General features: G+C 58.0%; 9 protein-coding genes. All 9 read left to right on the top strand.

What is annotated here, in order from left to right; translation table 11 throughout:
- Positions 1-455 precede the first annotated feature (455 nt).
- Positions 456-1,412, top strand: a complete 957-nt coding sequence (locus tag BMZ91_RS06840; RefSeq protein WP_092836094.1) for a TAXI family TRAP transporter solute-binding subunit — start codon at positions 456-458, stop codon at positions 1,410-1,412.
- A gap of 111 nt (positions 1,413-1,523) precedes the next feature.
- Positions 1,524-4,274, top strand: a complete 2,751-nt coding sequence (locus tag BMZ91_RS06835; RefSeq protein ID WP_092836092.1) for a TRAP transporter permease — start codon at positions 1,524-1,526, stop codon at positions 4,272-4,274.
- A gap of 11 nt (positions 4,275-4,285) precedes the next feature.
- Positions 4,286-4,717 (top strand): universal stress protein, encoded by a 432-nt coding sequence (locus tag BMZ91_RS06830; protein ID WP_092836090.1) that lies wholly within the window; start codon positions 4,286-4,288, stop codon positions 4,715-4,717.
- Positions 4,718-4,785: 68 nt separating this feature from the next.
- Entirely contained in the window at positions 4,786-5,760 is a 975-nt protein-coding gene (locus BMZ91_RS06825) for a carbon-nitrogen hydrolase family protein (protein WP_092836088.1), read from the top strand.
- Positions 5,761-5,833: 73 nt separating this feature from the next.
- Positions 5,834-8,575 carry an aminotransferase class I/II-fold pyridoxal phosphate-dependent enzyme gene (locus BMZ91_RS06820; protein WP_092836086.1) on the top strand — a complete coding sequence of 914 codons (2,742 nt, stop codon included), beginning with the start codon at positions 5,834-5,836 and terminating at the stop codon, positions 8,573-8,575.
- 14 nt (positions 8,576-8,589) lie between these two features.
- Positions 8,590-10,047 carry a biotin carboxylase gene (locus BMZ91_RS06815; RefSeq protein WP_092836084.1) on the top strand — a complete coding sequence of 486 codons (1,458 nt, stop codon included), beginning with the start codon at positions 8,590-8,592 and terminating at the stop codon, positions 10,045-10,047.
- 10 nt (positions 10,048-10,057) lie between these two features.
- Entirely contained in the window at positions 10,058-11,029 is a 972-nt protein-coding gene (locus BMZ91_RS06810; protein WP_092836082.1) for a C45 family autoproteolytic acyltransferase/hydrolase, read from the top strand.
- Positions 11,030-11,038: 9 nt separating this feature from the next.
- Positions 11,039-12,364: an aspartate aminotransferase family protein gene (locus tag BMZ91_RS06805; RefSeq protein ID WP_092836080.1), complete on the top strand. Its 1,326-nt coding sequence runs from the start codon at positions 11,039-11,041 to the stop codon at positions 12,362-12,364.
- Positions 12,365-12,533: 169 nt separating this feature from the next.
- A partial coding sequence (locus BMZ91_RS21610; RefSeq protein ID WP_218145649.1) for a VWD domain-containing protein occupies positions 12,534-15,785 on the top strand: 3,252 nt, incomplete at its 3' end.

Here is a 15,785-nt window from a genome sequence, read left to right as displayed (position 1 = left end):
TGTCCTTAATTTCAATGGCGCCGCCGTCAATCTGGGGCGCGTTCATGGTGCGGCTTCCTTATTGGTGCGCGCCAAGGACATCCGTCTGGCGGCCTGTTGAAAACGGGCGTTTCTGCAATCTTTTTTCGCAATTCCACGTCATGGTTTTGCGCCACTTAAATGAGCCGTTGTTAAATGCCGACAACGCGGTCCTGTTTTCTCTACATATACAACTTGCTCAAAATATTAAACACTACTAGCCTCTTGATAAGAAGTGAAAACAATGCAGACTGGTACTGTGGGACAGAGATGAGGCGCTGAAAGGTCGCATGTTCGGGCAGTCTGTCCAAATGCCGTTTTACGCTCGCGGGCTGTGATGTGCGACAGAGTGCACGCAAGTTCTCGGTGTAAGAAGAAACTGAACGAGACCATCCTTGAAGGGTGGCGATTCTAATCAAGATAACCGGGAGAACACTATGAAGCTTTTCAAATCACTTGCCTTTGCCGGGGCCATGTTGGCCGGCACGGCGAGTTTCGCCCAAGAAAAATTCATCACCATCGGAACCGGCGGCCAGACCGGCGTTTACTTTGTGGTTGGCCAGTCGATTTGCCGTCTGGTGAACCGTGGCACTGCAGAGCACAATCTCAAATGCACGGCGCCGTCGACCGGCGGCTCGATTGCCAATATCAACGCCATCATGGCGGGTGACATGGATATGGGCGTGGCCCAGTCCGACTGGCAGTACCACGCCTATAACGGTACGTCCGAGTTTGAAGGCAATGCGTTCAAGGACGAACGCGCCGTGTTCTCGGTTCATGGCGAGCCGTTCACGGTTATTGCACGCGCCGATGCCGGGATTACAAGCTTTGCCGATCTCAAGGGCAAGCGCGTGAATATCGGCAACCCCGGCTCGGGTCAGTATGCCACCATGCAGGTCGTGATGAAAGCGCTTGGCTGGACGATGGATGATTTCGCACTTGCCTCGGAGCTTAAGCCCGCCGAACAGGCCGCAGCGCTTGGCGACAACAAGGTTGACGCGATCATTTATACGGTCGGTCATCCCAATGGGTCGATCCAAGAGGCCGTATCGACCGTTGACGCGGTTCTTGTGCCGGTGGAAGGCCCCGAGATTGACAAGCTTATCGCCGACAATCCGTTTTATGCCAAGGCCACCGTGCCGGGCGGCATGTATGATGGTTCGCCCAATGACACCACGACCTTTGGCGTAAAGGCCACTTTCGTGACCTCGGCCAAGGTGGATGACGACGTCGTTTATCAGGTTGTGAAGGCGGTTTTCGACAATTTTGACCGCTTCAAGCGCCTGCACCCGGCGTTCGAGAACCTGACCGAAGAGGGCATGATCAATGACGGCCTGTCGGCGCCTTTGCATGATGGCGCCGTGCGCTATTACAAAGAGCGTAGCTGGAAATAAGGCCAGAGGCCTGTTCAGCACGTGAAAAACGGTGCGGCAACACGGGTTTGCCGCACCGGACTTTGAGACACATCAATCAAGCGCCCGGATCACGGGCCGCGGGGGACTGACATGTCGGACAATCCAAACCAGCAGCAAACCAAAGACCGTGGCGGGCTTTCACAGGAAGAACTCGACGCGCTGGTCGCCTCGTCCGATACGGGCGGGCGCGGGTCCACCGGGACCGTCGGCATCTTTCTGACCTGCGTCGCGCTTGCCTGGTCGCTGTTTCAGCTCTGGATTGCCTCGCCGATCCCGTTCATCGTCGGCTGGGGAGTGTTCAACGACACCGAAAGCCGCTCGATTCATCTGGCCTTTGCGATGTTCCTGGCCTTCGCCGCCTTTCCGGCGGCGCGCACCAAATTTCAGCTTGGGCTTGGCGTTGTTGTGCCGGTGGTTCTGGCGTTCCTGTTCATGGTCGGGGCAAAGGAAGGCACGACCACATGGTGGATCCCGCTGATCGCGATCGCGCTTGTCGCGGCGGTGCTGCTTGGCTCGCCAAAGGACAAGGTGCCGGTCTGGGAATGGGCCATGGCCGTCGTCGGCGCCCTGGCGGCGCTTTATCTCTATGTCTATTACCGCGATATCTCGGGCCGCGTTGGCGCGCCGATTTTGCAGGATTTCGTGGTTGCCGTGATTGGCCTGATGCTCTTGCTTGAGGCGACGCGCCGCGCGCTTGGCCCGGCCTTGATGATCGTGGCATCGGTCTTTTTGGTCTATACGGTGCTTGGCCCCTATATGCCCAGCATCATTGCCCACAAGGGCAATAGCCTGTCGGAAATCGTGAACCACCAATGGATCACCACCGAGGGCGTCTTTGGCATCGCTTTGGGGGTCTCGACCTCTTTCGTCTTCCTGTTCGTCCTGTTCGGCTCACTGCTCGACAGGGCAGGGGCAGGCAATTATTTCATTCAGGTCGCCTTTAGCCTGATGGGTCACATGAAGGGCGGCCCCGCCAAGGCGGCGGTTGTCTCTTCGGCGATGACCGGGCTTATCTCTGGCTCATCCATCGCCAATGTCGTGACCACAGGCACCTTTACCATCCCGCTGATGAAGAAGGTCGGCTTTAGCTCTGAAAAGGCCGGCGCAGTCGAGGTTGCAAGCTCGGTCAACGGCCAGATCATGCCACCCGTGATGGGGGCTGCGGCCTTCCTTATGGTGGAATATGTTGGCATTCCCTATTTCGACGTGGTCAAACACGCCTTTCTGCCCGCCGTGATCAGCTATATCGCGCTTGTCTATATCGTGCATCTTGAGGCTCTCAAAGCCGGCATGGAGGGCTTGCCGCGCGCCTATACGCCCAAACCGATTGTGCAACGCCTGATTGGCATCGCCTTTACCATCGCCGCGATCTGCGCGATTTCCTTTGCGGTCTACTATGGCATGGGCTGGATTCGCCCGGCGTTTCCGGCGACGGCGGGCTATATCATCTTTGTCTTTCTGACACTGGTTTACATGGGCCTGCTTTATATCGCCTCCAAGGAAGAACCGCTTGAGCTTGATGACCCCAATTCACCGGTCACCTCGCTGCCGCTTCCGGGGCCAACGGTGCGCTCGGGCCTGCATTTTGTCCTGCCGGTTGTGGTCCTGGTCTGGGCACTGATGGTGGATCGCCTTTCGCCGGGTCTGTCGGCCTTTTGGGCGACCACCTACATGGTGTTCATCCTGCTGACCCAACGGCCGCTGACCGCGATCATGCGCGGTGAGGGCAGGCTTGGCGGCGCTCTCAAGGCCGGCGTCACGGATCTTATCGACGGCTTGGAAACCGGCGCGCGCAACATGATCGGCATCGGCATTGCTACTGCAACCGCCGGTATCATCGTCGGCGCCGTGAGCCAGACCGGTGTCGGCTCGGCGCTTGCCGATGTGGTCGAGGTTCTGTCCGGGGGCAATATCCTTGCCATCCTGTTCCTGACCGCGATCTTGTCGCTTATCCTTGGTATGGGCCTGCCGACCACGGCGAACTATATCGTTGTCTCGGCCCTTCTGGCGCCGGTCATCGTGACCCTGGGCCAGCAGAACGGGTTGATCGTGCCGCTGATCGCGGTGCATCTCTTTGTGTTCTACTTCGGGATCATGGCCGACGTGACGCCCCCGGTGGGCCTTGCAAGCTTTGCCGCCGCCGCCGTATCGGGCGGTGATCCGATCAAGACCGGGGTTGTGGCGTTCTTTTACTCGCTGCGCACGGCCGCCTTGCCGTTCCTGTTCATCTTCAACACCGAGTTGTTGCTGATAGATGTGACGTGGATTCAGGGGGTCTTTGTCTTCATTGTCGCGACGATTGCCATGCTGTTGTTTGCGGCGGCGACCCAAGGCTGGTTCATTGCCAGAAACCGCATTTACGAAACCCTGGCCCTGTTGTTGATTGCCTTTACTCTGTTCCGTCCGGGGTTCTGGATGGATATGGTTTCGCCGCCCTATAGCGAGGAAAACCCGACCGAGATTGCCGAGGCGGCGATGGCGACGCCCGTGGGCGAGGATCTGCGCCTGCGCGTGGCCGGCATGAACGATCTTGGCGATCCGATCGAGTTTGTGGCGATCCTGCCGATCAAGGAGGGGGCCACCGGCGAAGAGCGATTGCAAAACGCCGGTCTTGCGTTCCGCAACGAGGGCGACACCCTGTTGATCGACGATGTCGCCTTTGGCAGCGCCGGGGCAGCGGCCGGTCTTGACTGGGATCAGGAAGTGTTGCGGGTGCTGCGCCCGGTGGGTCAGCCCAGCAAATACCTGATGTTCATTCCGGCGCTCCTGCTTCTTGGATTTGTCGTGTTCCTTCAGCGGGGCCGCAACGCACGCGCCCCGCGCAAAGCCGCAGCCGCCTGAGGAGAGAGATAATGTTCAATACAGTCCTGCTCACGATTGATCTGAATGCACCCGCATCCTGGGAAAAGGCCCTGCCACAGGCGATAGAGCTTGTGCGCACCTCAAAGGGCAAATTGCACATCATATCGGTGGTGCCCGATATGGGCACGCCGCTGGTCGAAGGCTTTTTCCCCGAGGATTTCGAAACCAGGGCCGTTGCCGCCGCAAGCGAGGCGCTGAACAAGCTCGTTGTTGCCGAAATACCCGATGATGTTGCCGTGAAGCAGCACCTTGCCTTTGGCAAGATCCATCGCAAAGTTCTCAAGATTATCGAAGAAATTGAATGTGATCTGGTGGTTATGGCCTCCCACAGGCCCGACCGTCTGCGCGAATTCCTTGTCGGCTCGAATGCTGACAGGATTGTGCGCAGATCGCCTGTTTCCGTTCTGGTGGTTAGGGCGTAAGAGGTGCGCAAAGCAGAGACACCATGTGCCCAATCCGGGCCGCTCTGCTGCCACGGAGACCTTACACTATGACCCCTTTCGCAATTGCCGGCGTACAGATGTACGTCAACGCCCTGCAACCCAATGTGGATGGCATGCTGCACCGTCTGGACGTGCTGATGGCGCGCTTTCCCTGGACGCAGATGGTGATGTTCAGCGAACTTTCGCCCTTTGGCCCGCTCGACGAGTATGCCCTGCCGCGAGAAAATGACGTTATCGACAAGTTCTGTGATGCGGCGCGGCGACACAAGGTCTGGCTTATTCCCGGCTCGATGTTCCTGACGTCGCCGGTGGATGGCAAGATTTACAACACTGCGCTTGTGATCAACCCCGACGGCGAAGTGATTCGCCGCTATGCCAAGATGTTCCCATTCCTTCCCTACGAGTCAGGGATCGCGGCGGGCACCGATTTCTGTGTCTTTGATGTGCCGGATGTTGGCCGCTTTGGTCTGTCGATCTGTTACGACATGTGGTTCCCGGAAACCACCCGCGAACTGACCAGTCAGGGGGTGGAAGTGCTGCTTCACCCGGTTCTGACCGGCACCACGGATCGCGACGCCGAGCTTGCCATCGCCCGCGCCACGGCGGCGCAGTTTCAGTGCTATGTGTTTGATGTAAATGGCCTCGGCGCCGGTGGCGTCGGTAAATCCCTGGTGGTTGATCCGACCTCTCTGGTGCTGCATCAATCGGCGGGACAAGAGGATATGTTCCCGATTGAGGTGGACATGTCGATGGTGCGCCGTCAGCGCGAAACCGGGATGAAGGGGCTTGGTCAGGTTCTCAAGAGCTTTCGTGACCGGTCGGTTGATTTTTCGGTCTATGATCGCCACAGCGGCACCGACAGCTACCTGAAAACACTTGGGCCGCTGGAAATTCCCCAGCAGGGATCGCGTGCCGGGCTGCATGTGGATGTGCCGGCCGACGCCAAGGCCGAAGAACGCAATCACAAACGTGCCCTTGGGTACGGAACGACCCCTTTCGAGGGCCGAACAACAGTCGGCTAGGGTGCAGGAGTGCGGGCGCCTTGCGTCCGCGACCCATTGATCGCACCCTGGCTTCAAAGCGGGAGAAAGATCAGTGGATTCTGTAAGCGACTATTATTCCGCAACGCAGCTTCGCTCCGACCGGTGGAGCGCGTTGCGCGAGGCGGCAACCTCAATTTGCCGTGAGAGGGACGCGAAAAAGATCGCCGCCCTGAAAATTCGGGTGGCCGATCTGTTTGACGCGCTCGCCGTGATCGAGCCTTATTGGGCCTTTCCCGGCATGGCGGCCTTTGATCACATGCGCCGCCAGTTCGAGCATGGCAATTTCGACGATCTGTCCTTTGGCGTGAACCGGATCACCCGCGCCTTAACCACCGGGGCTTATCGGCGCCGCACGATCCCGCTGGATCGTGACAGTCTGGACGAAGAAGAACATAACGACGAGGCAATGCTGTCCCCCGAAGCGCGCGCCATGGCACGGCCCTATTTCGAGGTGCTGATCGTCGACAATGTCAGCGAACAGCAAGAACGCTGGCTGAAATCCAACGTGACCAAGATGCGCCGCGCCGAGGACCCGTTTCACTATGAAGCGGTTGTCGTGCCCAGTCTGGAAGACGCGCTGATCGCGGTGCTGTTCAACCACAACATTCAGGCGATTGTCGTGCGTCCCGGTCTTGTTTTGAAATCAAAGAACGACAATGAAATTCTGGCCAAGTACCTCGCCAGTTCCAGTGAGTTTGGCGAAATTGATACGATGCTGCCGGAAAACTATGGGCCAGAGCTGTGTCGTCTGATTGACCGGGTCCGGCCTGAGCTGGATGCCTATCTTGTCACTGAACGCTCGGTCGAGGATATCGCCGGGCTTGATCTTGGGATCTGTCGGCGGGTTTTCTACAATCAGGAAGACTTTATGGAGCTTCACCTCAATATCCTGCGTGGGGTTGAGGCGCGCAACAAGACGCCGTTCTTTACGGCGCTTGTGAACTATTCCAAGCAGCCGACCGGCGTATTTCACGCGATGCCGATCAGCCGCGGCAAATCCATCAGCCGCAGCCACTGGATTCAGGATATGGGCGCGTTTTACGGCCCCAATATCTTTCTGGCGGAAACCTCGGCCACCTCGGGCGGGCTTGATAGCCTTTTGGAGCCGCACGGCCCGATCAAGGAAGCACAGGAACTTGCCAGCCGGGCGTTTGGATCAAAACAGACCTTCTTTGCCACCAACGGCACCTCGACCTGCAACAAGATCGTGGTGCAGGCGCTTGTGCGTCCCGGTGACATCGTGCTTGTGGACCGTGATTGCCACAAATCGCACCATTATGGCATGGTTCTGGCCGGGGCCGAGGTGGTCTATCTCGATAGCTATCCGCTCAATGAATACTCGATGTATGGCGCGGTCCCGCTGCGCGAGATCAAGCATCAGCTTCTGGCGCTCAAGGCGGCGGGCAAGCTTGATCGCGTGCGTATGCTCTTGCTGACCAACTGTACCTTTGACGGGCTGGTCTATAATGTCGAGCGGGTGATGGAAGAATGTCTGGCGATCAAGCCCGACCTTGTGTTTCTCTGGGATGAGGCATGGTTTGCCTTTGCCCGTTTCAATCCGACCTATCGGCAACGCACCGGCATGCGGACAGCCAACAACCTGCGCCGCCGGTTGCGCACCGAGGCGCACCGCCGCACCTATGAGGCCCAGCAGGAAGAGTTGGCCGATGCCCCGGATGACGTATGGCTTGAAACCCGGCTTGTTGCGCCGCCCAATGCGCGCATAAGGGTCTATGCCACCCAATCGACGCATAAAACGCTGACCTCGCTAAGGCAGGGGTCGATGATCCACGTCAACGATCAGGATTTCAAAGGCGAGGTCGAACAGAGCTTTCACGAAGCCTATATGACCCACACGTCAACCTCGCCCAACTATCAAATCATCGCCTCGCTTGATGTCGGGCGCCGTCAGGTGGAACTTGAGGGCTTTGAATTCGTGCAGCGCCAGATCGAAGCGGCAATGTCGATGCGCAAGGCGGTCAGCACACACCCCCTGTTACAAAAGTATTTCAAGGTCCTGACCGCCGGGGACATGATCCCCGAGCATCATCGGCAAAGTGGCGTCACCAGCTATTTTCACAATGATCAGGGCTGGACCGACATGTGGGATTGCTGGGAGCAGGATGATTTCGTGCTTGATGCCACCCGCGTGACCCTTGCCGTTGGCGGAACGGGTTGGGATGGCGACACCTTCAAGACCGATATCCTGATGGACAAATACGGCATTCAGATCAACAAGACCTCGCGCAATACCGTGCTGTTCATGACAAATATCGGCACCACGCGGTCGTCGGTGGCCTATCTGATCGAGGTGCTTGTCGAGATAGCCAAAGACCTTGACGATCTGCTGGACGATGCATCGAACATGGAGCGGCTTTCGTTTGACAGGCGGGTCAAGAACCTGACCGAAAATTATCCGCCCCTGCCGGATTTCAGCCGCTTTCACGATGCGTTCCGGCCGGATAACCTGACGCCTGAGGGCGATATCAGGACCGCCTATTACCTGAGCTATGACCTCAAGAACTGCGATTATCTTGAACTCGATGGATCGCTGAAAGACGCGCTTGAGGCCGGTCAAGAGGTGGTCTCGGCCAGCTTTATTATCCCCTATCCGCCAGGCTTTCCGATCCTGGTGCCGGGGCAGGTGATCAGCAAGGAAATCCTTGCTTTCATGCGCGCGCTCGACGTCAATGAAATTCATGGCTACCGCGCCGACCTTGGGTTGCGGGTTTTCACACCAGAGGCCCTGGCCGCCTTGCCCAAGGCCAAACCCATCAAGACTGCAGCCGAATAGGGAAGGAAAACAACATGGCAACTGTGCTTAAGAATATCTCGGAGATCCGCCGGTTCTTTCACCGCAATGAGGATCCGATTTACTTTATCTCGGCCACCAACTTTAACCTTCTCGGCCTTGATGAGTGGGTGAAGAACTTCAAATACATCTGTTACATCGACTGTTACGGCGGCAAGCACCCGAACGTGTTCTGCCCCTCGGAACAGCCCCATGCCGAGTTTCAGTCAATCGAGGATATCAACAACTATCTGCTACAGCACAAGGAGGTGATTGATTTCATCAAGCGGCGCGGTGGCAAGCCCAAGTTCGTGTTTTTGATGTTTGACGAAGAAACCGAGCGTCTGTCGAAAGAATTGGGCGCCGATGTCTGGTTTCCCAAGGCCAAGCTGCGCACCAAGATGGACAACAAGATCGAAACCGTCCGCATCGGCAATAAGGCCGGTGTTCCCTCGGTGCCCAACGTTCTGGCCGAAGTCACGTCCTATGAGGATCTGCGCGCAACCTGTGAAAAGGCCGGGATCGGGCATGATCTGGTCCTGCAATCGGCCTTTGGCGATAGTGGCCACACCACGTTTTTCATCAAATCCGAGGCTGACTTTCGCCGTCACGAGCATGAGATCATCGGCGAGGGCGAGATCAAGATCATGAAGCGGATTGATTGCCGGGGTTCGGCAATCGAGGCCTGTGCCACCAAAGAGGGCACCATCGTTGGCCCGCTGATGACCGAGCTTGTCGGGTTCAAGGATTTGACGCCCTATCGCGGCGGCTGGTGTGGCAACGAAATTCTGTCCACTGCCTTTCCGCCCAAGGTGCGCCAGAAAGCGCGCGAGCTAACCTTTAAGTTCGGCGAGCAACTGCGCAAAGAGGGTTATCGCGGGTATTTCGAGCTTGATTTCCTGATCGACAAAAAGACCGGCGATCTGTGGCTGGGTGAATTGAACCCGCGCATCACCGGGGCGTCGTCGATGACCAACCACGCCGCCTTTGCCCATGCGGATGCGCCGTTGTTTCTGTTCCATCTGCTGGAATTCTCGAAGAAGAAGTTCGACCTTGATGTCGACGAGCTGAATAACCGGTGGGCTAACCCCGACATGATCGACAGCTGGTCGCAGATGGTGATCAAACACACCGAGGATAGCGTTGATATCTGCACCGACGCGCCCGAAACCGGCATCTACAAGATGCTCGAAGATGGCCGTGTGGTCTTTGACCGGTTCGATTATCACCGCCGTGCGGTTGAATCGGAAAACGAGGCGTTTTTCCTGCGGATTCTGCAACCCGGTGATTACCGCTATGAGGGTGCCGATATCGGCATTCTCGTGACGCGTGGCCGCTCGATGACCAAAAGTTTTCAGTTGAATGAGCGCGCGAAAAAGTGGATTCACGGCATCAAGCAGACCGTGGCCGGTAAGCCCTTGCCGGTTGCCAGTGCGGAGCCTGCCCTGGCCGATCCGGCGTTCAAGATCATGTAAGGAAGTTGCGATGCTCTGGCGCGCATTAAGTGAAGATTCGCCCGGCCCGAAATGGGCCGGGCTTTTCGCCGAATATTGGCCCGACTACAAGCGCTGGTGGCTCAAAGAGGGCGAAGCGGCGCGGCCCAAATACCTTGAAAGCCGTCGCGCCCTTGAGCATCACATGCCCGAGATCGTACCGCTTTACGATACCCTGTGCGAATTGGCTGGCGGCGGCGATCAGGCCGCGCGCTTTCTTAGCTTCTATTGCCCGCCACCCTATCTTTCGGGCTGTAGCCAGGCGATCTGGACCGGCGAAGAACCGGTTCTTGTGCGCAATTACGATTATAACCCAAACGCTTTTGATAGCCTGATTCTCAGGACCGGCTGGCAGGGGCGGCATGTGATCGGCACTTCGGATGGTCTCTGGGGTCTGGTTGACGGGATGAATGACGCGGGCCTTGCGATCTCGCTTACCTTTGGCGGCAGGCGGGTGGTCGGCGAGGGGTTTGGCGTGCCGCTTATCCTGCGCTATGTGTTGCAGACCTGCGAGACCGCCAAAGAGGCCGGCGCCGTGCTGGCCCGCGTGCCGACACATATGAGCTATAATGTCACCGTTCTGGATGCCAAACGGCAGTATCTGACCGCGATGATGGCGCCCGACCGCCCGGCTGTGATCACCCATGCCGCCGTTGCAACCAACCATCAGGAAAACGTCGAATGGGTCAGCCATGCCCGCTTTACCGCCACGGTCGAGCGTGAGCGGTATCTGCTGCAACGCCTGACGCTGCACCGCGATCCCGAGGATAAGTTCATCAACGCCTTTTTGCGCCCGCCGCTCTATTCAACGGCCTTTTCCGCCGGGTTTGGCACGCTTTACACCGCCGTTTATCGCCCACGTCTGCAACAGATGGAGGTCCGCTGGCCGGGCACCGTCTGGTCGCAAACGATGGATCATTTTCAGGAAGGCGGCCGCCGGGTGCAAATACCGGGCGCCGCATAGGAGGCACCCATGTCGCATATTTTCCCACGCCATACCAAGCAGTTACCCCCGGTCGCCGCGCGCGGTGAGGGATGTTACCTCTATGACACCAGCGGCAAGCAATATCTTGATGCCTCGGGCGGTGCGGCAGTGTCGTGCCTTGGGCACGGCGACCAGAGCATCATCGACGCGGTCAAGGCACAGTTGGATAGCTTGGCCTATGCCCATACCGGGTTTTTCACCTCTGAACCCGCCGAGACGCTGGCCGATCTTCTGATCGCGCATGCGCCGGGCGATCTGGACCGGGTCTATCTGGTGTCCGGCGGGTCCGAGGCGATGGAGGCCGCACTTAAACTGGCGCGCCAGTATTTTGTTGAAAAGGGCGAGCCCAAGCGCGGCCGCCTGATCGCACGCAAGCAAAGCTATCATGGCAATACCATGGGCGCGCTTTCGGCGGGGGGCAATGAATGGCGCCGCGCCCAGTTTGGCCCGCTCCTGATCGACATGAGCCATATTGACCCCTGCTATGAATATCGTCTCAAGCGCGATGACGAGACGCTGGAGGAGTACGGGTTGCGCGCCGCAAACCTGCTGGAAGAAGAGCTTTTGCGGGTCGGGCCGGAAAACGTCATGGCCTTCGCCGCCGAGCCGGTTGTTGGCGCCACCGCCGGGGCGCTGACCGCCGCGCCGGGCTATTTCAAACGTATCCGCGAGATTTGCGATCAATACGGTATCCTGTTGATCCTTGATGAGGTGATGTGTGGCATGGGCCGCACCGGAAGCCTGTTTGCCTGCGAACAGGACGGCGTCTCCCCCGATATCCTCTGTATCGCCAAGGGGTTGGGGGCGGGCTATCAACCCATCGGCGCGATGCTGTGCAGCCGTCAAATCTATCAGACGATCGAGAACGGCAGCGGGTTTTTTCAGCACGGCCATACCTATCTTGGTCACCCCACCGCCGCCGCCGCCGGGGTTGCCGTGGTCAGCGCCTTGCTGGATCGTAACCTTATTCCACGCGTGAAAACCCAGGGCGCGCGCCTTATGGCGGCCCTAGAGGCGCAATTTGGCCAGCATCCCAATATTGGCGATCTTCGCGGCAGGGGGTTGTTTCAGGGGGTCGAGATTGTGGCCGATCGCGACTCCAAGGCGCCGTTTGATCCCGCGCGCAAAATTGCCGGCAAGATCAAGAAAGCCGCGTTTGAGGCCGGGCTGATCTGTTACCCGATGAGCGGCACGATTGATGGGCAAAACGGCGATCACGTGCTTCTGGCGCCGCCCTTTATCATCAGCGACGATCAGATCGACGAATTGGTGCAAAAACTAAGCGGGGCCATCGACACCGCCCTTCACGCCTGACGCCCGACCTAGGGCCTTCTGCGGTCTGCATTTTCCAGAAAATGCGGAAATAAGGTGATTTTGATATGAATCTTGCATAAAAGCCGAAGTTATACCAACATGAGAAATCACTTTCATTAACGACTCGTTCACTTTTTTGTGAGCGTTCGGGTTCTAGGGGGGATCTATCATGGCTTTGAATTCATTTTTTACATTCTTCGGCAACGGCAATTGGTCTTTGGACGGCACATCAGGGAGCTTTACCAATGGCGGCGATATCGAAGCTGTCGTTCCTGAGGGTTCCGAGGTCATCGCCGCTTTCCTGCATGCAACGACGTTTTCAAGTTTTACCGATCCGACGGTGACGTTTTCAAGCGGAGATCAGGCGATCACTGTCGTGAACGACAATGGCGACGGGATCACGGCGCAGAACGAGTTTATTCCACTTGGCGTGACAGATGGGTTTACGCTTGAGGCACATCGTGCCGATGTGACCGGCTTTGTAAGCGATGTGGTCGGCGATGGGGATCCAAACCCGATCGTCTTCAGTGTCGAGAACATGGGCAGCAGCATCGACGGCTACACGCTTGAAGTGGTCTATGGCAATCCGAATGAAGCAGAACGCACCATCGTGCTGTTTGACGGTTTCACCAATCAGTCCGGCGACGATTTCAGCCTCAGCCTCGCGAATCCGCTATTGGTCGATGGCAATCTGGAAGTGCTGATGTCGCTCGGCATCGGTTTTGGCTTTCAATCCGGCGGTGGGTTCTTTGATCAGCAGTCAAATATCGACGTCAATGGCCAGCTTCTGACATCGTCGGCGGGCGGATATGACGACGGCGCCGGAAGCAATGGCGGCCTGGTCACCATCGGCGGGGTCGGCGACGATCCGGCCAACCCTGTCGATCCGGCGGCGCTGCCCAGTGGTGACACGCCGGAAGACATTCAGCGTTCGGATGACGAGCTTTATGATCTGGCACAGGATGGCTTTTTGGTGACAGGTGACCGTCTGATCCTTGTCGAGACGCTGAACCCGTCGAATGACGACAATATTTTCTTTGCCGGTTTCAATTTGACAACCGAAGCCTCTATCGTCTCCGAAGGCAATGATGCGCCGGTGGCGATCAACGACGGCGGCAACATGGCTCCGGGGTTCACCACCGACCGCAGCAGTTTGATCCTGACACCTAGCGTTCTGGCCAACGACAACGATCCAGACCCCTTCGACGTGATCACAGTATCAGGGGCTGCGGGTAACAGCCCGATCAGTGTCGGCGACAGTGTGATTCTGCCTTCCGGGGCCGAGATCACGCTCGCGGCGGATGGATCGTTCTTTTATGATCCAAACGGGGCCTTTGACGCACTTGCGGCGGGGTTGGATACCACCGACAGCTTTAGCTATACGATCAGTGACGGAATTTTGACCGACTCGGCGACGGTGACGATTGACGTAAAAGATCCCGATCCCGCGCCAGTTTATCTTACCATCAGTGACGCCAGCGTGCTTGAGGGCGATACCGGGACGGTCGACATCTCTTTTGATGTGAACCGGTTCGGCAATATGGATGTCGATGTTGATGTCGATGTAGAGGCCTTCTTTGACTTTTTCGATACGGCCAACAATGCTGATATGGGGGTCAACCTTCCGACCGTGGACATGGGCACCATCGCGGCGGGCGCCACAAGCGGCACGGTGACCTTTACGATTCAGGGCGATACGATCCCGGAATTCGATGAAACCTTCAGTGTCGAGATCATTGATGCGGTGGCATCGGACCCGAACGTGCCTGTGGATGTGCTGTTTGCCGGGGCGGAATTCGCCACCGGAACGATCATCGACGACGATATCGTCCGTGCGCCGCCGCCGCCGCCGGTCGAGGCCGATATCTTTGGCGACCCGCACCTCACTACGCTGGACGGGCTTGGCTATGATTTCCAGGCGGTTGGGGAATTCACTCTGCTTGAATCGACTTCGGGCGATCCAATCAACGTGCAGGTTCGCACAGAGCCGATCAACGATGCCGTGTCGATCATCACCGTAATGGCGATGGATGTGGATGGCACCCGGATTCAGATCGACGCGACCGGCGATCCGGCGCTGACCATTGACGGTGTGCCGACCGAGATCGACACTCTGGCAGGGCCAGTGGATGTGGGCGGCGGCCAAGTATTCTTTGACTCTGAAAGCAATGAATACACAGTGGTGACGGCGTCAGGCGAGCAGGTCAAGGCCGGCCTCTTTGACGGCTACATGAACGTCTGTGCCTTCCTCAACGACACCCGCGCAGGCGGGTCGGTGCATGGTCTGCTGGGCAATGCCGATGGCGACACGACCAACGATCTGGCGACACGCGATGGCACAGTGTTGTCGCAGCCGATTGATTTCGATGTGCTCTATGGGGAATACGCCGATAGCTGGCGGATTACTGAGGATATCGCGCTGTTTGATCGTGCCGCGGGTGAAACCACGGCGGACTTCCAGGATGACAGCTTCCCGCGCGTTGTGCTCACCCTTGACGATCTGCCGCCACAGGTGGTGGCGAATGCCACGGCCATCGTCGATGCAGCGGGTCTAACCGATCCAATTCTGCGCGACGCTGCGATCCTCGACGTGGCGCTGACTTCCAACCCAAGCTTTGCCGATAGCGCAACGCAACTTGCAGCGACCCCAACGGTCGAGACTGCACCACAGAATACACCCACTCTCGGGCCATCTATTGGCGTGAGCGCGTCCTCGGTGGCGCTTGATGAGGGGAATACCGGCGAAACGACGGCACTGTTCCGGATCTATCGGATCGGCGACACCTCCGGTGCGCTGGATGTCGATGTCACCTTTGGCGGGACTGCGGATGCCGACGATGTGTCCTCCTCGCTGGATCCGGTGACGGTATCCTTCGCCGACGGTGAGACATTCCGCAATGTCTCGGTCGTGGTCACCGGGGATAACGTCTTGGAGGCGGATGAAACCGTATCGGTCAACATCGGTCTCGATGCGGCCGTGCGCGACACGGTTTCTATCGTGGCATCGAGTGCGAGCACGATCATCACCAACGACGATTCCGGCGGCGTCAACCTGACGGGTGATGACACGGCGAACACCCTTACCGGTACGACAGGTGACGATACCCTGTCGGGCGAAGGTGGCAACGATGGCGTCTTTGGTCTGGGCGGAAACGACGTTCTCAATGGTGGCGATGGAGATGACAACCTCGCGGGTTCCGACGGGAACGACGTGGTCAACGGCGATGCCGGCAATGACAACATGGGTGGTGGCCTCGGTGACGACACGATGGATGGCGGCGACGGCAACGACTTCATGGGCGGTGGTCAGGACAATGACCTCATGGATGGCGGCCTTGGCAATGACGTCGTCAATGGTGGCGCGGGCGATGACACGATTGATGGCGGCGCCGGGAATGACACCATGGGGGCAAGTCTTGGC

It is taken from the genome of Roseovarius lutimaris, assembly GCF_900115165.1.
Classification (GTDB): domain Bacteria; phylum Pseudomonadota; class Alphaproteobacteria; order Rhodobacterales; family Rhodobacteraceae; genus Roseovarius; species Roseovarius lutimaris.
Note: the sequence above shows the minus strand (reverse complement) of the source record. Positions and strands in the feature narration are given on the sequence as shown.